Here is a 22,131-nt window from a genome sequence, read left to right on the forward strand (position 1 = left end):
GTCTCTTTTTAGTCATACAAGGTAGAGGAAACCATCTCGCTAACGTGCTCAAGGCACTCGAATCTGCTCGTCTACTCTACCAGGTGGATCATAGCGTCCTATTATCCACCATTATCTGACAGGCAAGGCAATAATACAAGAATCTGCTGTGAACCGGACATTCTAAAAGGCAGCTATCTTGCATGTTTGTTGGGTGTGTAATTACAATAAGGTTCTTCTGCCAGATAATCTCCTGTTTCCGCATATGCACGTGCTCTGCAGCCTCCACACACACGCGAAAACTCACATACCCCGCACTTGCCTGTCAAAAGCGATGGGTCCCTAAGCTGTTGGAAAAGTTCAGACTCTTCCCAAATATGCTGCAATGGTTGTTCCAATACACTGCCCGCGCTCACCGGAAAGTATCCACAAGGGTAGACATCGCCCTTATATGACACAAAGCAGACAGTGCTCCCGGCCAGACACCCCTTCGTCTGTGCAGAAAACGGATGTCCTTTATGGCTCTTCGCTCTCGGCTCTCCACTCTCCACTCTTGATCTCTGTTTTGCGACCCTGAAATAATGCGGCGCACAGGTCGCCTTGAGGTTGATCGGTGCGGTTTCGGATGAATCGTATACCCAGTTGAGCACTCTCTCATATTCATCTGCGCTTATCGTCTCGTTTTCCGGGATTTGTTTGCCGCAGCCAGTCGGCACCAGCATAAACAGATGCAACGCGCATGCTCCTTGTGATATAGCCGTATCAAGTATTTGTTGGAGCTGGTTGATGTTAGCGCGAGTGACTGATGTGTTGATCTGAAATGGCATTTCCACACTTTTAAGATGTCCGATTCCGGCGAATGCAGAATCGAATGCGCCCTCGACTCCTCTGAATGCGTCATGACAAGCCGCGTCTGCGCCGTCTATGCTCACGCTCACCCTCTGGATTCCAGCTTCTTTGAGCATTTTCGCGGAGCCGGCATCCAGCATGGTTGCATTAGTAGCAAGGACCATTCGCAGTCCGAGTTTTGTGCCGTATGAAGCGATATCGTATATGTCGGGTCGAACCAGCGGTTCACCGCCGCTGAGGACAATCACAGGCTTTGCGAAATCAGCAATTGAGCACAGTAGTTCACGGCTCTGCTGAAGCGTGAGTTCATCAGATGGGCGGTTATTTGTTGCGGACGCGCGGCAGTGCCTGCATTTGAGGTTACAGGCAGATGTAGTCTCCCAAAAGACCATTCTCAGGGTGTTTAATTGAGCAGATCGCATATGTTCAGTTTACAACTTATGCATTGCGCAACGCAAAGGCGAAATTAAAACTGTTCTCTACCGGCACGCTGGTTATCGGGAGGGCAAAGCTCCTGCTGAGCCGAGATTTGTAGAATAATTTCCAGGACAGAACTCTCTCACGAAATGGCAAACAGCGGATCGGACAATGCCGATCCGCCGTTTGTCTATAGCACATTAGCTATTTGCTAAGAGCAAGAGAGTATACGGTTTAGGACTGACTCTTCTTCTTTCGTCCGCCGCCGTGACTTGCTTCGCCGCCTTTACGGCCTGCGACGCGCGCCTCATCGCTAGTCCACTCATGTGCCGTGCCTTTCTGATGAGCGGCACGACCTCCTTTGCGAGCGATCTCTCTCTGCTTTTCGGGGTCCATGGAGGCAAACCCCCTAAGCCGAGTGGACATCCGGACACCTCCCTCCATCCCTGAACTGCAAAATACAGCCGAGCAAACCACCGAGTAGCTTTTACCCCAGCCTGATAGGTGTTAAACTGAGCAAGATTTGTTATTTTGTTCTTAGCTTGACCAGGAACTGTCGAAACTTTCTCTTTTGTTGAGGGTATTAAGTGATGGGTGATGTTTAGTCCGCATTATTCACAAGGAATGTGAATAATGTTCTCGGAGACCCGGAAGCGCATAATCCGGGTTAGGGGAACATGAAAATCGCCTAATCGTCTTGTATAATAGTGGCTGTGGGAGTTCGCAGCATTTTGAGGAATACATAAGTAGAGGAGCAATCGTAGATATGAAAACACAAGTTTTGGTATCAGTGGCAATAATCAGTGGTCTGTGTGCGCCTGTTTTTTCGGCGAATGCTCCAATGATGCCGCCTGCTCAAGCGCTATCGTCGAGTAAGATCAATCGTGCGCTTGTCATCGGTCCTGGAGACAGCTTGACTGCTCCCAAGAATGTCTCAGGTGCTCTGGCGCTGATCGCAAATGTGCCGCCAAACGTCAAAGCCGCCGAGGTTGAAATATTTGTTGATGAAAAGTCGGTCGGCACTGCAAACGCGAGACCATACAGAGTCGAGATCGACACCGCGACCCTGTCAGCAGGCGAGCACATAATCAAAGCTGTTGCCAAAGACGATTCAGCCGAGCAGACCTGGTCAGCTTCGGCGAAAGTAAATGTCGGGTCCGCCTCACAGTCCTCGAATGTGCATCATGCCGCCAAGCCTGTCGAGCCGTCCGTTGAGCCGATTGTTCCTGCTGGTTCGTCCGAGCCTGTCAATCGTCCCGGCATTCCCATGGAACCGAACACCACATACACGAGTGATAAGCACGGGTTTGCGATAAACTATCCGCAGGGATGGTCTGTAAAAGACGAGACCGGCAAAATGGGCGACAAGAAGTCATCCGATAGTTTGTGGCTGGTTATCGGCATGCCGCCGGTTGTAGTAAATCTCCATTGCAAAGAACTCGCTTCTGGGACCAGTGCAGAGGTATTTGCCAGATATAATCCGTATGTGCAAAAATGGGAGCGAAGAGCAGTTGCGGGGTCTCCTGCATTTGTCACGACTGACGGCAAGCCCGAGCTTGGCCGGGTAGTGCATCGGATAATATTCATCAAAAACGGATGCGCATGGATGGCGAACTGTATCGATACGACGGGCGGCGATTCCAACAAGACCGCGAAACTGCTCGAAGATATGCTGGAGAGCATTCGCCCGACCGGTCCGCAGGTAAAGGTTGTGCCTGTCAAATAGGTTTGATAGTTTGAGCTTTGATAGTGTGATAATCATATCACCTATCAGCATCGGACCATCCGACCACCAAACCAAAAAGGGGTAACTAATGGCATTCAAATACGCAGCATCGACCGTAATGATGCCCGAATTTCGTCCTGAGCAGGCTGCGCGTATTCTTAAGGAACTCGGTTATGATGGCGTCGAGTGGCGGGTGCATGCGTTGCCTGTGGTGCCTGAAAAGGTGCTGCAGTCCAATCTGGCGACTTTGAATATCGAGACGATAATCAAGGATGCGGCAGATATACGCAGTCTCTGTCATGATAATGGTCTGGATATAATCGGGCTGGGCACGTATTTGAGCTATAAGTTTCTCGACGAGATCGAAATGTGCATGGAAGCCGCGAAGATAATGGATTGCCCCAGCATACGTGTGTCTCCGCCTCTCTACAGCGGCAGTTTGAACTACAACGATCTTTTCGAGGAGGCCATCGAGGGCTATGAAAAGGTCGAGGGCCTTGCAAAACAATATAAAGTGAGGGCAAACGTCGAGATTCATAACGGCAACATATGCTCCAGCGCCTCACTTGCATACAAGTTTGTATCGAATTTCGACCCGGATTATGTCGGTGTGATATATGATCCTGGTAACATGGTCTGTGAGGGTTATGAAAACTGGCAGCTTGGTCTGGAACTGCTGGGTCCATATCTTTCACATGTGCATGTCAAGAATATGGCGTGGGTGGAGCATAAAAAGACCGATAACGAGAGGGTGTGGAGGACGTCTGCCGCTCCGATGAACGAAGGTTTTGTGCCGTGGCGATGGGTAATGCACGTGCTCGACAAGGTCGGTTACGAGGGCTGGCTGTCTCTGGAAGATTTCTCGAACAGCGAAACGAGGGTCAAGCTTTCCGATGACATCAGGTTTCTCAAATCCATAGAGAACGACTTAGTACGCAGTATTCATGAGGAACGCAAATAATGCTCTTCGAGACCCGGTTTATGCGGTAAGTGCATAATCCGGGTTAAGCCTGTGACGAGAGTTCAGTTATCCGGGAATTCGCGCTGATCTTCGGTGCTGTGTGAGTTTTTCTGGCATGCCGGGAGGGCGAGGCTCCTGCCGAGCCAAATCTATTCCCGTCAAACCAAGCATTATCCCTGTGACACTTTCCGATGAGCATTTACGTATATAATATTAAACAGCCTGATTGTCCAAGGAGTAGTTTTGAGTTCGACCCCGCATAAGAAAACCTCTTTATTGAGTTTGACTTTCGCACTGTTTTTGTTGATATTGTCCGGTTGTGTTTTGCATGCGGATATGGAGTGCGATTATTCAAAGCCGCCTTTATATGACGCGATAGGAGCCACGACTCGCGACTCTTCCGAGTTGTTTAGTGTCAAAAAGAAACCATGGCATCCGCCGCACCAAGTCAAAGTCTGGACCACGAAATACAGGAAACGCATCTACAGGGTAACACAGCTCCCGCGCTGCGAGCACATTGAGACAATCATCGCCTACAATTCACATGGCGAGACCCTTGCGCAGGCAAAGAGGAGGCTTGGGGGCATTGCTGCATGCACAGGCAGCTTTCATAATTCTCAGTCTTTTTGTCTTGCCGATTTTGTTCAGCAAGACGGCGAGATAATCTCTTCCGCAACGACGGGACGCGCGATAGTCACGATCAATCAGGACGGCATTCTCGGCATTTCGACTGACTATTGTTCGATCAAAGGCCAGTCCGGTATAAGCGCGCTCGCACTCGGCCAGCGTTTGATCCCGCTTGAGCGGGATGGTTTTTCACTGGCATTCATGAACCGGATCACAGCCCGCATGGCGATAGGTATCAACGAGAATTTTATCTTCCTGGTGCAGAGCAAGACCAGTATATGGCATCTGGCGAGGTTTATGTCGCGCAGGCTGCCGTGTAAAAAAGCGGTCAACTCAGATGGTGGCCATGTGGTGCGGGGAAAGGCGCCTGTCCACATCGTATTTCGCTGGAAGAAGCAGTAGAGGCTGATATCAGCGGAACCACGAGTAACCTAACGCAACGATACTGGCATTGACCCCCAGATTAGGCAGTTTGATGCCTGCATTGGATGTGTGTGAGAACACATATTCAATGGTATAAGCCGAACTTGTTTCTGTCGAGTGTTGCAAGACCAGTCCCAACTGTTCTGTAAAGTTTGTGCGTGTTCCCTGTTCGCTGATGTGGTCACCAAAGTGCAATATGCCTATGTTAAAGTCATATGCCAGTGCGGTTTGGCCTCTGACGAGGAAATATCTTCTATAGCTGCCGGTCGTCCATAAGGCCGAGTTATCATCATCACCTTCCATATTGCCGTATCCCAGGTTGACTGCAAGCTGAGTCCTTGGCGAGGTAAAGACGCCATATCTGAGCTTAATAGTGTCGAATGAGAAGCGGTCTTTTGTCGCTTCGGGGATCTTGTGGTTTTCACCGTAGCCCATAAGCAGCGAGATTTCGCGCTGGCCCCTTGTCATCGAATCGAATCTGAGAGGATCGGCATGCGTCGGGCAAATACAGACAAAAAAAGCAATGATAGAAAGACACAAGACCCTGTGCATTAAGCGTTCCTCCAATAGCAGCCATCCACACATATATGCTACCGACCGCATTGCCTGCAGTCAAGTATGTAAGTGCTCACACATTTTGAAAAAACTATCGCCCCAGCATCCTGAGCTTGGTCGAAAGGTGCGGATAAGTGTAATCAACAGTATATAATTACCCGCATGCTTCGACATTGCTCAGCATGCTCACTTTTTCATTTGTGAGCAGTTACTCAAGCAGCAGTTCATTGTAAACCGGCACAAGTTTTTTTGTGTGAACAAGTTTCTTTGCGCGAATATGATTTTTCGGGAGGGCGAAGCTCCTGCTGAGCCAATTCAATTCACCCGTTGAAACGAATCACTCTTTGTATTCGTCATACCCAAGAGGCGGCCGAGTGTGATAAAATCTTACATGGTTATCTGGCCTGTCTATAAGTGCTCAACCAATCATATAACAGGGCGGGTGAATTTTGTTCTTCAAGAGAATAGCCCAATACATCGGGACTCTACTCCTGATTACAATATTGACGTCCGGGGCATGTTGGTCTCAAACGTCTGCAAAGAAGGCCAGGATTCTGGCTCAACTTACCCAGGCGACTAAGGCCCAGCTTCCTGCGCGCGTCGACTCTGTCGTGAGAACGAACACCACCGAGTCATCCCAGCTTACAATAGACCTGATCGTCTATAAGTGGATGGTCAGGCTCTCGGAGCTGCCCATAGATGTCACAAACATCAACACGGTAATACCCGCTCTTGCCAAGAAACTCAACAACCCTTCGGTCAATGCTGCGCAGCAGTTGTTTTCCACCGTTCAGCCAATAGGTAAGCAGGCGGTTCTGAACATAACACGTGACGAGAAGACCAAAGCCCTTGAAGGCATACGAGCCGAGTTTATGAATGCAATAGACTACAAGGAGTCATATCCCACTCAGGCTGTCGACTCTCTTGTTGCGCTGGTCGAGATGTGTCAAGGTCAACATCTGGACATCTCGGAGGCCGTCGTGCTCAAGGAGCTTGGCGATCACTATTTGTACGGCATGTCCAGATATCTTGACGCCGAGGAGTGCTACAAAACCGCTTCCCTGATATTCACATCATATAGCTGCATCCGTTCGAGCGCCATTGTCTATGATGATTACGGCTGGCTCGACTTCGAGACAGGCCGTTATTCTGCCGCAATGGACAATTATACCCTGGCCGCTCAGCAGTGGATGCTGCTTGCCGGTCAGGATGCCAGCAGATATCGATATCGTGATCTGGCCGGACGCGAGTATATGAGGGCTGGTGATGCATCGCGAGCTGCGGGTGACACATCTGGTGCACTGCAGTTGATGACGGCGTATGGGTTGGATCAGCTCCGCACATGGGCGCATGCCACCAAGTCATACTCCGAACTTGTTACGAATTTGATATCAGTGGCGGAGCTTTGTAAAGACCGCGGAGATATTACGAGGGCATTGAGTCTGCTGAATGAAGCCAAGTTGGCTCCTTGCGATGCCACACTCACAGCAAAGACATATGAAATGCTTTCGGAGGTATATGCCGCTGCGCGTCAGAGTTCGTATTCATCCGAGGCGATGCGCAAGCGAGAAAAGGCTTTGATTTCAGCCGCTGCGGCAGGTGAGGCCGCCATATCAGGGCTGCAGAAAGACACTCCATCCGATAAGGCGCGTCAAGCAAAAGCCGAACAAGGCGCATATGCTTATGTCGAGTTGGGCAATTACGATAAATCCGCCTCGGCCTGGAGCAGGATTGCGGATATATATTCTGCTGCCGGAATAGTTGTTCAGAGGGTAGAGTCTCTACGCAAATATGCGGATGCTTTGTATGCGCAGGGCAAGTCACAGGAAGCGATGGGAGTAAGACTTGATGCCGCCATGACAGCAAGGAAGGCAAATAAGATGTCACTGGCTGCAGATATTGTTCTATATGATATGGTACCGGCGTTCAAAGAAATGGGTGACATCAATAACGCCATAGAAGGTTTTAAGGAGCTTGTCCCCATTCTGGGAAGCTCCGGCAACCGGCGGGCATACGCAAGTGTTTTGGAGGCGCGCGGCATTCTGTTCGAGAAATATAGGCAGTATGACAAAGCGATCTCTGATTTGCAGGAAGCGCGAATCAGATATAGTTCGCAGGTAGGAGACTCATGGGCCGCATGCGATGTCTCTCTCAAACTCGCCGAAGCCCAGAGGAAGGCTGGTCGCGATAGCGATGCGCTCAGCACGCTCGAGACGAGTCTGGGAATAATTGAGTCGAACGCCGCAAATGACAGAATCGATCCCGCCATAAACTCTTTCCACAGCGACGTCATTATGAACGTCTATTGTGATCTTGCATCGTCATATGTGCTTGCGGATAGGCCCGCGGATGCCAAGACCCTGCTGCAGAAAGTGGGGCGCTACACATGGCTGCCGGAGCGCATCAACAGGATGAAGACAGACACAAATCCCAAGATTGCACAGTTTGCGCAGACACTTGATATTATTTCCGGCGGCGGCCAGACCAATGATAACAGTATTTCAGGCGGTGAGAGATTATTGGCGGACAACTGGGCGGATTTCTGGCATGCTTGCCTGATGTTCAGGAAACAGAACCCGTTGGTATTCAATGCGCTGCCTGTCGATCCTCTCGATCTATGCAGAAAGCGCGATATGCTTCCCAGGATGGGCACGGTCGTGGAGTATATGTTCACTGATACGGCAGTGTATGTATTTATCTGCAAATATGAAAAATCCGTATGCAGACAGATTCGTGTTTCGCGGCAGGACCTGGACAAACAGATATCCGATCTGCGTGCAGCTCTCAACAATTGCGAAGACAGCCAGAGCGCAGGCATACCGACACCGCCGATCAATGACTGGCAGTCACAGTCTTTCACTGAGATCCGCAAGCCCTTGGAGGGGCTATATAACATATTGATTGCGCCGATAAAGCAGGATATAGAAAGCGCCAAGACGCTGCATTTCGCCTTGCCGGATGAGCTTGCTGGCATTCCGATGCATGCGCTGCTGGAGCCGTCTGATCCGAATGCGGATTATGTTCCCAAGTTTCTCATCAAGGAGTATGGGGTCAGCTATCTGGGTCATGGAATGCTCGACAATCTGATTGATGAAGACAGCCGGATCGATTCAAAGTCGGACTGGCTTGCGATCTTCGTCGACCCTGACAACAACTTGCCGGGTGCTCAGGAAGAGGCCAGGACCATAAAGGCGCTGTATCTCAAAAGCGGCTGGTATGTCGGTCAGAACGCCACCAGCGCCAACTTCCTCAAGGAGGCGGGCAGGGCGAGTGTGCTGCACATTGCCGCTCACCACAAGGTCGATCCGGGCAAGTTCGAGCTTAAATTGGCATCTCAAGCCGGTTCGGACGGCAGTGTTACCATAGACGAGCTTATATCGGTTACAAATCCGCATTTGAACCTTGTTGTATTATCTGCATGTGATTCAGTTGGTTCTTCCGACCCGATATCCTCAGGTCCGTCGAGTGCCGCAGAGGTATTTTCTATGGTGGGCGCGAAATCAATATTAGGCGGTTTGTGGAAGGTATCGGACAAATCCGCGTCTAGTATAATGGGCGGGTTTTACCGCGACCTTACGGATGGTGAGACCAGAATAGAGTCACTTCAATCCGCCCAACTTGCAGCCATCGACGGCAAGCAGTATGCCCATCCGTTCTATTGGGCATGCTTTGCTCTGTACGGATGTCCGTGGTAAAAAGAGAGTGGATAGTTGAAAGTGGAAAGCATAAAGCGATCTGTAATGGACTTTTCACTATTTCAGCCATATGAGGTTTTATGGACGCACAAGGCTTGCTTGAGGCATATATAAACTCTCCGGGCGCTTCCGGCGACAAATACTGGGAAAGACTTTCTGACGTTGTCAGGGACCTCGTGCACAGGTCTGTCGGTAAGCGTGAAGTTGCCGACCTCGAGGACTTCGAGGAGGACTGCATTCTTGCGATCTGGACGAAGATAAATATGCTCAAGCTCGGGCAGTCCGAAACAAGAATCGATAATTTCGAGGCATTCATCAGACGCGCCGTCCACAACCGCTACTGTGATGCAATCCGCCGCAAGCGCCCGACTTGGTATAATCTCAAACTCGAGCTGCTTGAAATCTTCTCAGGCAAGGCAAATATCGAAGGCTTTGCACTCTGGCAAAACCCCGAGACCGGCGCGCGAATATGCGGTTATGCCGATTGGCAGGGTTCATCAAAGCTTGCGAGCGCAAAATGCCGCGAGATAGTCGATGACCAGCCGGCTTTTTGCAGCAAACATCTCAATAACCGTGATCCCCAGGAACTGGCTACTTATGAACTGGCCGCCGCTGTCTTTGACTGCTGCGGAGGACCTGTTGATATCGATGCGCTCACGAGCTGCCTCACCGATCTCAAGCAGATTCGCAGTATGGAACCGCTTTCAATAGATTCTCAGCCTGACGGTGACGATGAGAGCGGTGCGCCATTGGAGTGGCTGGTCTCGCCTGACTCCGACGTAGAGAAACAGGTTGTTGATTCGGGTTGGTTTGCCCATGTCATAGATTGGTTCTGGAAGGAGTTCGTCCAACTGTCGATCAAACAGCGCAAAGCGCTGCTCTATGGCATGGCCGGCGACCAGGTCATGGCTCTCGGCACGTCTATCGGGCTGAATGAAGTTGCAAAATCTCTGGAAATAAGTTCTCGCGAGCTTGCGGTGTTGATAAACAAGCTGCCGGTGCCGGATGCAATCACTGCGGATGAGCTTGGCATTCAAGCGAGGGCGGTGCCGAGTGTGCGGTTCAAAGCCTGGGGCAGAATTCGCCGCCGGACAAAGAAATCCGCGCTCTCGGTCGATGAAGAATTAACTGTTTAGTATATTGTATTGGTTATTTTGGTCGAATCAATACTTGTTGTTGATCTGAAATGTCCTGATGGTCGTGGGTATTCCTGCCCTTTTACGGTCAGGGTGGGGCATTACCGGTAAAAATTACAGTTTCTTAAGCCGATATATTTTCTGGCAACATTTGTATTTTTGACACGTCTCAACTAATCGTAGGTACAATGCGATGAAATGCATAGATGAAAAAGAAATGAAAATCTACGTTGAGGGCAAGCTCGATCCCGAGAGGATGGTTGAGATTGACGAGCATATCAGCTCGTGTCCCGATTGCCGGTCTGCAGTCAGCGATATGTTGTCGCTGAAAAAGGCTGCCGCCGGGTTGGGCGCATCTCTGCTTGGTGTGGACGACTGCCCTGAATACGAGGATATATCGGCATTTGTGGACGGCACGCTTGAGCCGGATAAGATGGCGTGGATACGGTCGCACATAAATTTGTGTGAGGCCTGCTATAGCGATGTCGAACGCATTCGTGAGATGCGGTCGCATGCCTCTCTTCGTGAGAAGATAGTGGTTCGTCCGATGTCGAATCGAGACGCGGCACGTCAGGGTTTCGGCCTTTGGAAGCGGGTAGTCACGGGTTTTGCAGGCGCGGCAGTAATAGCGGCAGCGGTTTTCGCGATAGGCACATTTACTTCAGCGCCCGAATCTCCGACAATGGTGGCGTCTAAACCGTCCATAGTCGGTCATGTCAAACCCAATGTCTCAACGCCCGACAGCAATGCTGCAGAGGTGAAGCCGAATGTCACTGCACCATCCACAAAGCCGGACACAGTCGCCGCCAATCCCGAATCCAGGCCAAGTATCATACTCCGGGACGGGAAGTATAGTGTAATAAAGAGTAATGGGCGTATGGTTCTGGCTGATGCAAGTGGTGCTCCGAGGACGGCTCTTGAGGCCAAGATAGCGGCTTCCATAGACGAAAAACTCAGGACCGGCAAGGTGAAGTTAGCGAAGACGGCGCAGTATGCTATGGCAGATGTGCATCTGCGAGGCAGCGAGTCGGGCTATACACCTTCCCCGGATGCTCCGAAGCCGGTCGCACCGATAGGCAAGGTAATAATGTCTGACAGGCCCACACTTACCTGGTCCAAGGTAGACTTGGCTGATTCCTATAGAGTCCGCATATACGATTCAAAATCTCAGCTTGTAAGCGAAATCGTGACTAATATGAACTCTATCACACTGCGCAAACCGCTCGCGAGAGGCGAATGGTATGCTTGGCGTGTCGGTGTAAGGTTCAGTGAGAGCGATTCTTGGGCTGATTCCGCGCGGGCTGAGTTTCAGGTGCTCTCTTCCGATGGTTATTCATCGATACAGAGGATAAAGAGAACACTTCCCGGCTCGCACATTGCGCTTGGGGCGGCATATGAGTCGGTTGGTCTTTATGAAGAGGCCAGGCAGGAGTATAGAGCTGTAAGGCGTTCAAATCCGAACTCCGCTCTAGCCAAAAAAATGCTCTACAACACATCCAAGTAATAAATGTAAATACTCAATCTAAAATCCAAAATATAAAATCAAATGGCTCGTTTGTGGCGAGCCATTTTTTTGCGTCATGGTGTTGTTTTCGAGGCATTGTGCAGGGGTAAAGTTGCATGCCTATCACGGGCTGGGAGGATGCCGATTATGAATACTGCAAACAGACAGAGGCGCCCGAGCGCGCCTAATATCGTCCATAAGATTTCGACCATAGGCCCGAGGATAATATCCCGGGCCTTTTTTATTGCTAAACTTGTAGGTGTCATATATCTACTGTATCTATTGAGTATCATCGCATCCGAGTTCAAGAATGTATCATCCAAGCTGAACAATATTGAACACATGGCGCGTGATATCAACCGAATGTCGAGCAAACTGTCGTCAATGGACAAGACAAATGCCGGGATCATACGGATGGAAAGGTATATGCGTTATATACCTTTGATGGCGGACACCGGCAAAAAGGCTCTCGATCAATCGAGCGCAATGAATCTGAAGGTCGACCAAATGAATTTGCGTCTGATCGGCGCAAACGCTTCAATGACTGGCAGTGCGGGCATGCTGATGGATGTATCGAGCGGTCTCTACGGCATTAACGGTGAGATACGTCGTATGCGAGCATCGGTGGAGCATATGGCATCCGGGCTTCCCGAATTGAGCGGTATGCAGCAGATTATGGAGCAGACCAACGCAAGTCTTATCAGGGCTTCGACATGCATGCAGGATGTAAGCACCGGGATCGATGATATCGGGGGTGATTTCGGTGAAATGCGCGAGCTTCTCAAGGGGATGAGCATGCAGTTTACGATCCTGCCTGAGATGAAGCAGAGTCTGGACACGACAAATGACCGGCTCACTGCCGCATTTACAGCGATGGAGCCGCTCAGCAATGATATTCCAGCGTTCAGGGCTTCATTGCAGGAGATTAACGAGACCAGCCGCCAGATGAACCAGACGACACAGGAAATGTCAGCCGGTCTCAAGAAAGCGCACAAACAGGGAATATTTGGTTTAGCTGTGCTCACCGCCACTGGCTTGGCTCATTAGCCTGCGTTTGGTTATGGTATTTGTCGTAATTGTGTCTTATTTTCTGAAAAGGCTTGACTTTAGCGTGCGTGCATGGTAGATATGAAGTTACTTGAAAGTGCAGAAAGCTGCGCCGATAAGCGCGGCCATATGGGAGCGTGACATGAATCGACACAAATCAGTTTTATTTGTATTAATTGTTGGGCTTTTGGTTCTACCGACATTGTCATATGCGCAGCTTGGTGTAAAGGATCTTAATGTAGGTGACGCGGTAGACCTCAGTGGTGTCCGCATCACGGCAATCGGTGGAACCGGAGGAATAACCACTGATTACGGTTACATCGAGGATGCGAACCGTATAGAGGGTGCAAGATTTTATATATCTTCGCTGACGGCCAAAGGTGTCGGCATTGGCGACGAGATTACTATTTCCGGGACCATTGCCCAGGACACCATCGGCAAGTATATCAATATCGGCACCATAGAAAAGACCGGGGCATATGTGCCGTTGGAAGCATATGCCATGAACAATACTGCACTGGCCGAGGAAAACGCGAGGGGACTTTTTGTGCTGACGTGGGGAAAGGTAAAGAGCAGCAGCACCACTTATTTCACCATCAATGATGGAGGCTCCACTCAGATCAAGGTCTATTGCGGCTCGATGACCAAGCCGACTGTTGGCCAGGTAGTGCGGGTTCGAGGCATAGCAGGCGGGACCAATTTGTATATGAGGAGAGAGTACACTGATTGGGTATACGCAAGCAGTGAATTCCATGCTCTTCCTTTGCCGGGCAAGTATAGATATCCTCGTGAGTGGCTTGTTCTGGGTCCGTTCAAGGATGCGAGCCATACCAACGATTACGAACTGCTGGATGTTGATTTCATAAAGGCATATACGGGCATTGACGAGTATGCGGCAACGCCAAAGGCGGGCGATACAGTAGGGGGCAATACCTGGACTCGAGTGAAGAGTCAGTTTGACATACTTCCTCTCGACAGTGTGCTTGCTCCTGCGGATGTCGAACACGCCGTGATCTATGTTCACTTATATATATGGTCGCAGACCGAGGGTCCCAGTGTTTATATGAATGCCGGATGCAACGATTGGTTCAGGGTCTGGCTCAACGGTGATGATCCCGACAATACAACTCCCGAGATTTTGCGGATCGACCAGGGTGATTGTTCAACAGGTCGCGGTGTAGTATTTGGCGATGACGGTCCATTTGCGATCACTCTGCACGCCGGTCTAAACAGCCTTATGTTCAAGATAGTCAACCAGACCGATCTGACCGGTTTGTGCTGCCAGTTCACTCAATATACTGCATCGAGCGTTCGTGGTTATGGTGGTTTCTCTGCATACACAGCAACCGGTCTGGGCTATGTATTGAATAGCCCGGATACGGAGGAATGAACATGTGGCCCAGACTTGCGCTTATTTGTGTTCTTCTGTCTGTCGGGGTAAGCTCCGATGCACTTGAGAGCGGGTGTTCACCAGTGACGAATCTTGCTTCGGGCATCACTCCAAGCGTCACGGTAGTAAACAATGACGCCAACCTGGCATATGAGGGTGAGTCACTTTCCGACATAACCGACGGGTCACTGGTATATACGATGCCGAGTTTGCGGCAGGAAGACGGCTGTGTGGGTTGGCGAAATTCTGTTAGTGGTCGAACGATGACGGTAACGGTGCAGATAAACCTGGGTTCAAACTGTGCTGTAAACTCGATACGCTACAACCCGGGGAATTTGCCATTGTCAACTTTGGCCGCGGACACAATGACCACTCCGTTTGGGACCACTAGTGTAAATGGAGTGCCAAACGCCTGGACCACGCAATATGCGACGACTACTATAGAGACCTCAACTGTTACAATTACGTTGAAGAAGAAAAACACGGCTGCAAACAGGAACTGGATGTTTATCGGTGAGATCGAAGTATACGGGACGGTCATTGAGCCTCCTCCTCCGCCGACTCAGGTAATTCTCGGCGTATCTTTCCTAAAGCAGTTTTATACATATAATGGCGGTGACTGCGGCCATGCCAGTTGTGGTCCGGCATCTTTGTCGATGTGCGCCTGCTATGTTTTGGGTAGGACTCCGACATATCTGGACATAGTGAATGTATGGTCATACCTCGGACGCGATACCTGTGGCAACGAATCATCGGGAACCAGCCTCACGGAGTTGAGAAATGCGGCGCGTGGCTGGCCGTTCGGGTTGAGCAATGTGTATAAGTCCACACTGACTCTTCAGGGCGTCAAAAACGAGATTACCGCCGGTCGGCCGGTACTTGTTCATGTGCAGTGCAGCTATCTGTCAAATAGAGGATATTCATACACTGGAGGCCATTATATTGCCGCTGTCGGATATGACACGGGATACCTTATCTGCAATGATCCGGGCACATATCTTGGCGAGCACAAGTATTATTCCGACTCAGATATGACCGGAGCAATGGCTTACTATGGCAATGAGGTGCTGCGCGGTTTTTATCAATAGAGGTTGGGCTTATTCGTATATTGATGATATGTGGATGAGGGAACTCAGATGAAAAAAATATTTTATAGTTTCTGTGCTTTATGTGTATTGCTGTTGATGGTAACATCATGTGTGGTGGCTGACTCTGTATGTCAGAACGACACGAATCTTGCCCTGGGCAAATCTGTCAGCCTAACAGTTGTAAATAATGACGGCAATCTTGCATATGAGGGTGAGTCATCTTCGGACATCACCGACGGTTCGCTGGCATATATCGACCCCAGTCAAAGGCAGGAGGACGGATGTGTCGGCTGGAAAAACAGTGTCAGTGGTCGGACCATGACTGTTGCGGTCACCATCGATCTGGGGGTGGCCTGCAACATCACCGCAATTCGCTATAATAAAGGCAACACTCCTTCTGCTGGAATGGCTGCAGATACGATTACCACAACCTTGGGCAAAACGAGCGTCAACACCGGCAGCTCTGGTGCATGGACTACGCACTATGCTGCCGCCGCAGTCGAGTCTTCAGCAGTAACAATAACTCTGACCAAGACCAACACCGGCACCGATAGTGACTGGATGTTTATAGGTGAGATAGAAGTGTATGGATCAGTTGTAGTGGTTCCTCCTCCGCCTGTCGGCACATTGCTGCCGGTGACATTCCTGGGGCAGCACTTCAGTGATGCTTACTGCTCCGATGGTGGGGGCGGCAGTTGCGGTCCTGCGTCGCTTGCCATGTGTGCAGCCTACACGCTGGGAAGAGCGCCTGTAGTCGACGATATCAAAAAAGTGTGGTCATACATTCATGGCCATCCAAGCACATACGATTACAGCTATGAATGCGGCAATGACATGACCGGCACCAGCTTGACTCAGCTCAGGAATGCTGCTCGCGGCTGGCCTTTTGGACTGGGCAATGTCTCATATGTTTACATCAGCACGCTGCAGACGATATGGAACGAGCTGGATGCCGGCCGTCCAATGGTAGTGCATGTGGTTTGCTCACATCTGTCGAATCGTCCATATGATTGGAAAGGCGGACATTATGTGGCTGTTATAGGCTATGATGAGGACCACATAATTTGCCATGATCCCATAAATTCTTACGGCACACAGATATACTATGACAATGACGATATGTTGGCTGCCATCCTGGATGATTGCAGCGGCACGTGCAACGTCGGCGGTCTGCGTTACTTCTACCAATAATTACTTGAGCTGCAGCGGTGACATAGCTGATCCGTATCAGTTAATTAGTGTCAAGCTTGTTCGGATGTAGTGTGGTTGAGGAGATTCGGTTGAAAAGGTTGTTATATTCTGGCAGCGCTCTATGTGTATTTTTACTAGTGATGGCGAATATCGCCTCGGCCTCTATTTGTCAGAACGATACGAATCTTGTTTTGGGCAAGTCGGTGACCGTAGCTGTCGTAAATAATGATGCGGCCCTGGCCTATGAAGGCGAGTCATCTTCGGACATCACCGACGGTTCGCTGGTGTATATCGACCCCAGCCAAAGGCAGGAGGACGGCTGTGTCGGCTGGAAAAACAGTGTCAGTGGCCGGACTATGACTGTTGTTGTGGATATCGATCTGGGGGTGGCCTGCAACATCACCGCAATTCGCTACAATAAAGGCAACACCCCTTCTGCCGGAATGGCTGCCGATACGATTACCACTTCTTTGGGCACAACCAGCATAAATACGGGCACTTCTGGTGCATGGACCACGCAATATGCCGCAGCCGCAGTCGAGTCTTCAACAGTAACGATAACTCTGACCAAGACCAACACAGGCGCCGATAGTGACTGGATGTTTATAGGTGAGATCGAGGTGTATGGCAGTGTAGTTACGACGCCTGTAGAGGAACCCCCGACCTCAGTTCTGCTGAATGTGCCGTTTTTGGAGCAATTTTACTCACTCAACGGCAGTAGTTGCGGCAACGGCAGTTGTGGTCCTGCGTCGTTGTCGATGTGTGCATGTTATGTATTGGGAAGGTCTGCAACCTATCTGGATATAGTGAATGTTTGGTCATTTCTGGGTCGCGACACATGCGGCAACGACTCATCCGGGACCAGTCTGACGGAGTTAGCGAATGCTGCTCGCGGTTGGCCATTTGGCTTGAGCAATGTGTATCGCTCCACGCTGACATTGCAGGGTGTCAAAGATGAACTTGCAGCGGGTCGGCCTGTGGTAGTTCATGTCCAGGCGGGTTATTTGACAACCCGCAAGTACACGTATACCGGTGGCCACTATATTGCCGCAATAGGTTATGATGAGGATCATATTATCTGCAACGATCCCGGCACGATGAATGGAGAGCGGTGCAATTATTCCAATGAGGATATGACTGCTGCAATGGCGTATAAAGGAAATGGCGTATTGCGCGGTTTTTATCAGTAAACAAGGAGAACCACATACAACAAATATAATATATAATGTATAAAATTAGTTGCATGGTTCCGGTATACCGGACAGGGAGAGAGGCTGTGCTAATGTATTGGAGGAAACAAGGTGTACTGGAAACCGGCAATATGTTTATTTCTATTGCTCACAGTGATATGCACCGCTGCAGCAGCCTCGGATTGTGTATCACCATCAAACATCGTTCTCGGCAAAACGGTGACGATCAGTGTCGAGGGCAACGACGGGAAGTTGGCCTATGAAGGCGAATCGGCGTCAGACATCACAGATGGTTCTCTGACATACATCTCGCCCGAACAGCGAAAAGAGGACGGCTGTGTAGGTTGGTGCAACAGCACTTCAGGTCAGCAGATGACAGTGACTTTGACGATTGATCTGGGTGCAAGGTATGAGATAAGTTGCATACGGTATAACACAGGCGACACAGACCATGCCGACACATGGGCAGCCGACAGCATGACCACAGCTTTAGGGACGACAAGCATTGAGCCGGGCAGTGAAGGCAGTGGCGCATGGACGAACCAATACGGCAACACAACCACCTCAAGTTTGACAATCACCCTCACCAAGACCAACTCAGGAACGGATCAGGACTGGCTCTTTATAGGCGAGATCCAGGTATGGGGAGTGCCTGCTGGTCTGCCTGATTCGGTATTGCTGGATGTAACGTTTGCTTCTCAGTTTTGCAGCACCAGTTTTGTTATCTCAAGCAATGTATGCTGTGGTCCGACATCTCTGTCCATGTGTGGATGCTATGCCAATGGTCTGACTGATGTCTGCGATCACATCACCGCCATCAATACCTATTTGGGTCGTTCGACAGACTGCAGCGGAACCGGTGGAGTAGGCTGGGATTTGCTGCTTCAAGCTGGTGCAGGCGTGTTTGGCCTGAGTGGCCTGACTCATGAGATATGGGATATATCGCAGATCAAGGCCGAACTGGCCGAAGGTGGTCCCATGATTGTGGGGGTAAAGGCGGGCTGTCTAAGTAATCGTGGTTATACTTATACAGGTGGTCACTATATTGTAGCGATCGGTTATGATGCCGACGATATCATCTGCAATGATCCCGGCACAAGTTTCAACCAGCCGAAGTATTACAGCAACTCTGATTTTACTGAAGCCATTACCGCCACCGGCTCCGGCATACCAAACGGAGTGATCCACGGGTTCAGGAAAGAGTAAATGTGAGTTAAGGCTGCATGGAATTTGCCTTCCATGCAGCCTTTTATTATCGTAACTTGATGCCGACAGCAATCCTGCGGGGTGTCGGTTCCTTAAGAATCACTTCTTCAAGCACTTCACTTCCGATCTTGTTGCCATTTTCGTAGATTGTGGCGACTTTCACCTGACGTTTACCCGAGGTTCCTGGTGAGAGCACCACGCTTTTGCCTGTAAAGAGTGTCGCGCTGGAGACTTTCTGTATGGGTGCAGGGATTTTTTCCATGCGCTCGCTCTGGTCTCTGACAATTACTGTGAGTCCCGCTTTTCGAGGCTGAGTCTGTTTGATCTTGATCTTATCGCCGATTTGCAGATGGACCAGGTCCGTATTCGAATTAAGAGAAGCAAGTTCATCCAGACTCAGGTGATTTCTTGATGCAATTGAGGACGCGACATCGCCGCTTTCGACTGTGTATATCGCATCTTTCCTGATGGGTTCTGTAGAGTCGAATATAAGCTTGATGGCCTGTTGAGCTGTCTTACAGAAGAGCGCGGGGTTTATAGCCGCGACATCCACGGTCACGTTTTCTTTGAACTGAGGTTCTTCCGCCAGGTTTTTTGCCAACTGTCCGAATTTCATTTTAGCCATCTCCAGCACTTCTCCAGCGGTTTTGCGGTCAGCCACTGCCACAATGGGTTTGCCGTCCACTATAACCGACCATCTCGGCGCGACGGGTGTGACGACATGCTGGACTACTCTTATGGCCATATGACGGCTCACGGGACGCGCATTGCCGGGTGCTCTCGCAACTCGCACTTCCTGCTTGAACTCAATTTCTGCGGGGTCACAGCCGGTCTTGCGCTTAACTTCCTGGATAACGCCTCTGGCTTCCTGTTCGGAGGGCACGCACACCACAGGCCTGCCGTCCACGACGATCACGGATTTATTGCCATGGAGCCTGCCGATGCCCCATATAGCGATGAGTATGATTGCGATGAGGGCAAAGACGATTCTTTCAATCATCAGCCGTCTTTGCAGGTTACGGATAATCTGTTCATTGTCCATATATTTGCTCCCAACTTGTCCCATCTTTTATTATAACTGACTGGTTGGTGGTGTCAAATATTGATCTTTGCGGTGCGCTCGCGTATACTTGGCTTGTAATGAAATCGACAGTCGACTCTCACATATTCAGACGCATATTTGTTGGATGCGTTTCACTTCTCATATTGCTGGCGCTGGCATTTGCGCTTGACGTATCTTTTGGGCAGAGCCATATTCCAGTCGGCACAGTGGCTCGTGTCGTCGGGTCACATTTGCCCGGACTGGCGGGAAGTATTGGCGATGTCGGGGAGACTGATCGTGCCATTATCTGGGATATCCGTGTTCCACGGGCGCTGCTGGCGTTGATCGTGGGTGCGCTGCTTGCGATGGCGGGCGCAGCACTGCAGGGTCTGCTGCTAAATCCACTTGCCGACCCATACACCGTTGGAGTTTCTTCGGGTGCGGCACTCGGCGCGGGCGTGGCGACAATCTTGGGGTTGGGCACAATAGCATACGGCTACGGAGTGCCCATGGTAGCTTTTGTTTTTGCCATGGGCGCCATGTTTGTAGTATATGCTCTTGCGCGCTCAGCCGGACGGGTGTCGATCCATTCGTTTTTGCTGGCCGGGATAGTGGTTGGTTCATTTTTGTGGGCAATGCTGAGTTTCGTGATAGCTCTGGCGCCTCATAGTTCGGAGGGTGTGCAGTCAAGCATCATATTCTGGCTGTTGGGCAGTTTCAATGCCGCCGACTCATGGGGCTATGTGCGCATAGCCTATCCCTTTGCCATATTCGGACTGATAGCACTCTTCGCCTTTGCCAGGGACCTCAACGTTTTTTCCATGGGCGAGGAGACCGCGCGTCACCTGGGCATCGAGACCGAGAATCTCAAGGTTATTATTATCGCAGTCACATCGCTCATAACATCGGCAGCGGTTGCCGTAAGCGGGATAATAGGGTTTGTCGGATTGGTTGTGCCGCACATTTGCAGGAAAATTTTCGGTCCCGATCACAGGATATTGATACCCACTGCCGCGATAGGCGGTTCAGTGCTTGCAGTGTTTGCCGATCTGGCATCGCGTGCAGTGCTGCCTCCGGGTGGTCTGCCGGTCGGGATAGTGACGGCTCTGCTGGGTGCGCCGTTCTTTTTGTATTTACTCAAGACAAGCAAAAAATAAGCAGGAGACTCATCCTTCCAATACAAGCGTATCGAGAGGGCGAGGCTCCCGCCGAGCCATATTTCGATGTCAATTATTCAGGTTACGAAACCTTGATTGCGCTGTTGGGAGGGCGAGGCTCCTGCCGAGCCACAAACATCTGGGTTATGAAACCATTTCTTTGCCCAGTTTTTTAGCTGTCTGAGCAAATTTGAATGCGGTATCGTTGAAGAATCCGGTAAGCGTTCTGACATCCGATCCCATCGGCAGGAATGTGTATCCCAGGTCAACGAGTTCTTCTATGTTATTGACATTACCCGTAGTGCCTGCGAATTTGCCATGTTTTGTGGCTGCTTGAGCAACCCGTTTGCGGGTTTCAATTATTCTCTCGTCGTTCCATTGCCCGGGCGCTCCAATCCCCTGGCTGAAGTCTGCAGGCCCGAAAAAGAGCATGTCTATTCCGTCGAGCGCGGCTATCGCATCCAAGTCATCGAGCGGTTCCGGGTCCTCTATCTGGACAGTGATAAACCTCTCCCTGTTGGCGAATTCCATGTATTCGACCATCTCAGCCGCGCAGAAGTCCCCATCCGAGTTACCTCCGTCGATAGGACGTCTGCCGATAGGGAAGAATCTGGTCATTCTCACCACATTTTTCGCGTCTTCAAGGCTCATAATATGGGGGACCATTATCCCGGTCGCATCCAGCTCGAGTGGTCTTATGTAATCACTGTAGCAGCCTCGGGGGACTCTGACCATTGTGTCTGCATCATATGCTTTTGCGGCTAGTATTTGTCTTTCAATCAATGCCAGATCATTCGGAACGTGCTCCATACACAGCCACAGGCAGTCGAAACCAGCCATAGCGGCCATCTCAGCGGCTCTGGAGCTGTCCAGGTTCAGTTTGACGCAGCTTACTATTTCACCTGCCCTCAATTTCCGCAGGACTTTACTGTTTTTCATATCGTTCTC

18 protein-coding genes are annotated in these 22,131 nt (G+C 50.4%); 13 read left to right on the forward strand and 5 right to left on the reverse strand.

Translation table 11 applies throughout. The features are described from left to right. Positions 1-173: 173 nt before the first annotated feature. Both LLG46_08380 and LLG46_08385 read right to left on the reverse strand, forming a co-directional pair. Positions 174-1,250, reverse strand: a complete 1,077-nt coding sequence (locus tag LLG46_08380; GenBank protein MCE5323315.1) for a radical SAM protein — start codon at positions 1,248-1,250, stop codon at positions 174-176. 229 nt (positions 1,251-1,479) lie between these two features. Further along, positions 1,480-1,671, reverse strand: coding sequence for a KGG domain-containing protein (locus LLG46_08385; GenBank protein MCE5323316.1), 192 nt, complete (start codon positions 1,669-1,671; stop codon positions 1,480-1,482). Between the two features lie 340 nt (positions 1,672-2,011). On the opposite strand from LLG46_08385, the gene LLG46_08390 reads away from it, so the two are divergent. The 3 genes from LLG46_08390 to LLG46_08400 all read left to right on the forward strand — a co-directional run bounded on the left by LLG46_08390 (position 2,012) and on the right by LLG46_08400 (position 4,961). Further along, positions 2,012-2,971 carry an Ig-like domain-containing protein gene (locus LLG46_08390; protein ID MCE5323317.1) on the forward strand — a complete coding sequence of 320 codons (960 nt, stop codon included), beginning with the start codon at positions 2,012-2,014 and terminating at the stop codon, positions 2,969-2,971. Between the two features lie 88 nt (positions 2,972-3,059). Continuing rightward, positions 3,060-3,932: a sugar phosphate isomerase/epimerase gene (locus LLG46_08395; GenBank protein ID MCE5323318.1), complete on the forward strand. Its 873-nt coding sequence runs from the start codon at positions 3,060-3,062 to the stop codon at positions 3,930-3,932. Between the two features lie 336 nt (positions 3,933-4,268). Further along, complete coding sequence (locus tag LLG46_08400) at positions 4,269-4,961, forward strand: phosphodiester glycosidase family protein (protein ID MCE5323319.1); 693 nt, start codon at positions 4,269-4,271, stop codon at positions 4,959-4,961. A 9-nt stretch (positions 4,962-4,970) separates the two neighbouring features. On the opposite strand, the gene LLG46_08405 is transcribed toward LLG46_08400, so the two are convergent. Continuing rightward, complete coding sequence (locus LLG46_08405) at positions 4,971-5,534, reverse strand: acyloxyacyl hydrolase (protein MCE5323320.1); 564 nt, start codon at positions 5,532-5,534, stop codon at positions 4,971-4,973. Between the two features lie 452 nt (positions 5,535-5,986). On the opposite strand from LLG46_08405, the gene LLG46_08410 reads away from it, so the two are divergent. The 9 genes from LLG46_08410 to LLG46_08450 all read left to right on the forward strand — a co-directional run bounded on the left by LLG46_08410 (position 5,987) and on the right by LLG46_08450 (position 18,984). Further along, on the forward strand, positions 5,987-9,232 hold the full coding sequence (locus LLG46_08410; GenBank protein MCE5323321.1) for a CHAT domain-containing tetratricopeptide repeat protein: 3,246 nt from the start codon (positions 5,987-5,989) through the stop codon (positions 9,230-9,232). A gap of 80 nt (positions 9,233-9,312) precedes the next feature. After that, complete coding sequence (locus tag LLG46_08415) at positions 9,313-10,368, forward strand: hypothetical protein (GenBank protein MCE5323322.1); 1,056 nt, start codon at positions 9,313-9,315, stop codon at positions 10,366-10,368. 193 nt (positions 10,369-10,561) lie between these two features. Then, the gene (locus LLG46_08420) at positions 10,562-11,872 is read left to right on the forward strand and encodes a zf-HC2 domain-containing protein (GenBank protein ID MCE5323323.1); all 1,311 of its coding nucleotides are present in this window, start codon (positions 10,562-10,564) and stop codon (positions 11,870-11,872) included. Positions 11,873-12,019: 147 nt separating this feature from the next. Further along, entirely contained in the window at positions 12,020-12,919 is a 900-nt protein-coding gene (locus LLG46_08425) for a hypothetical protein (protein ID MCE5323324.1), read from the forward strand. A 142-nt stretch (positions 12,920-13,061) separates the two neighbouring features. Then, positions 13,062-14,309 (forward strand): hypothetical protein, encoded by a 1,248-nt coding sequence (locus tag LLG46_08430; protein ID MCE5323325.1) that lies wholly within the window; start codon positions 13,062-13,064, stop codon positions 14,307-14,309. Positions 14,310-14,311: 2 nt separating this feature from the next. Continuing rightward, entirely contained in the window at positions 14,312-15,397 is a 1,086-nt protein-coding gene (locus LLG46_08435) for a C39 family peptidase (protein ID MCE5323326.1), read from the forward strand. Between the two features lie 48 nt (positions 15,398-15,445). Continuing rightward, positions 15,446-16,588, forward strand: coding sequence for a C39 family peptidase (locus LLG46_08440; GenBank protein ID MCE5323327.1), 1,143 nt, complete (start codon positions 15,446-15,448; stop codon positions 16,586-16,588). An 89-nt stretch (positions 16,589-16,677) separates the two neighbouring features. Continuing rightward, entirely contained in the window at positions 16,678-17,778 is a 1,101-nt protein-coding gene (locus tag LLG46_08445; protein ID MCE5323328.1) for a C39 family peptidase, read from the forward strand. Positions 17,779-17,889: 111 nt separating this feature from the next. Then, a complete protein-coding gene (locus tag LLG46_08450) occupies positions 17,890-18,984 on the forward strand; it encodes a C39 family peptidase (protein MCE5323329.1) in 1,095 nt (364 codons plus the stop codon). Between the two features lie 46 nt (positions 18,985-19,030). On the opposite strand, the gene LLG46_08455 is transcribed toward LLG46_08450, so the two are convergent. Next, complete coding sequence (locus LLG46_08455; protein MCE5323330.1) at positions 19,031-20,026, reverse strand: G5 domain-containing protein; 996 nt, start codon at positions 20,024-20,026, stop codon at positions 19,031-19,033. 98 nt (positions 20,027-20,124) lie between these two features. Here LLG46_08455 and LLG46_08460 point away from each other — a divergent pair, with 98 nt between their 5' ends. Beyond that, a complete protein-coding gene (locus LLG46_08460; GenBank protein MCE5323331.1) occupies positions 20,125-21,183 on the forward strand; it encodes an iron chelate uptake ABC transporter family permease subunit in 1,059 nt (352 codons plus the stop codon). A 144-nt stretch (positions 21,184-21,327) separates the two neighbouring features. Here LLG46_08460 and LLG46_08465 read toward each other — a convergent pair whose 3' ends face one another. Further along, a complete protein-coding gene (locus LLG46_08465; protein ID MCE5323332.1) occupies positions 21,328-22,122 on the reverse strand; it encodes an aldolase in 795 nt (264 codons plus the stop codon). Positions 22,123-22,131 lie beyond the last annotated feature (9 nt).

Source organism: bacterium (assembly GCA_021371935.1).
Classification (GTDB): domain Bacteria; phylum Armatimonadota; class UBA5829; order UBA5829; family UBA5829; genus UBA5829.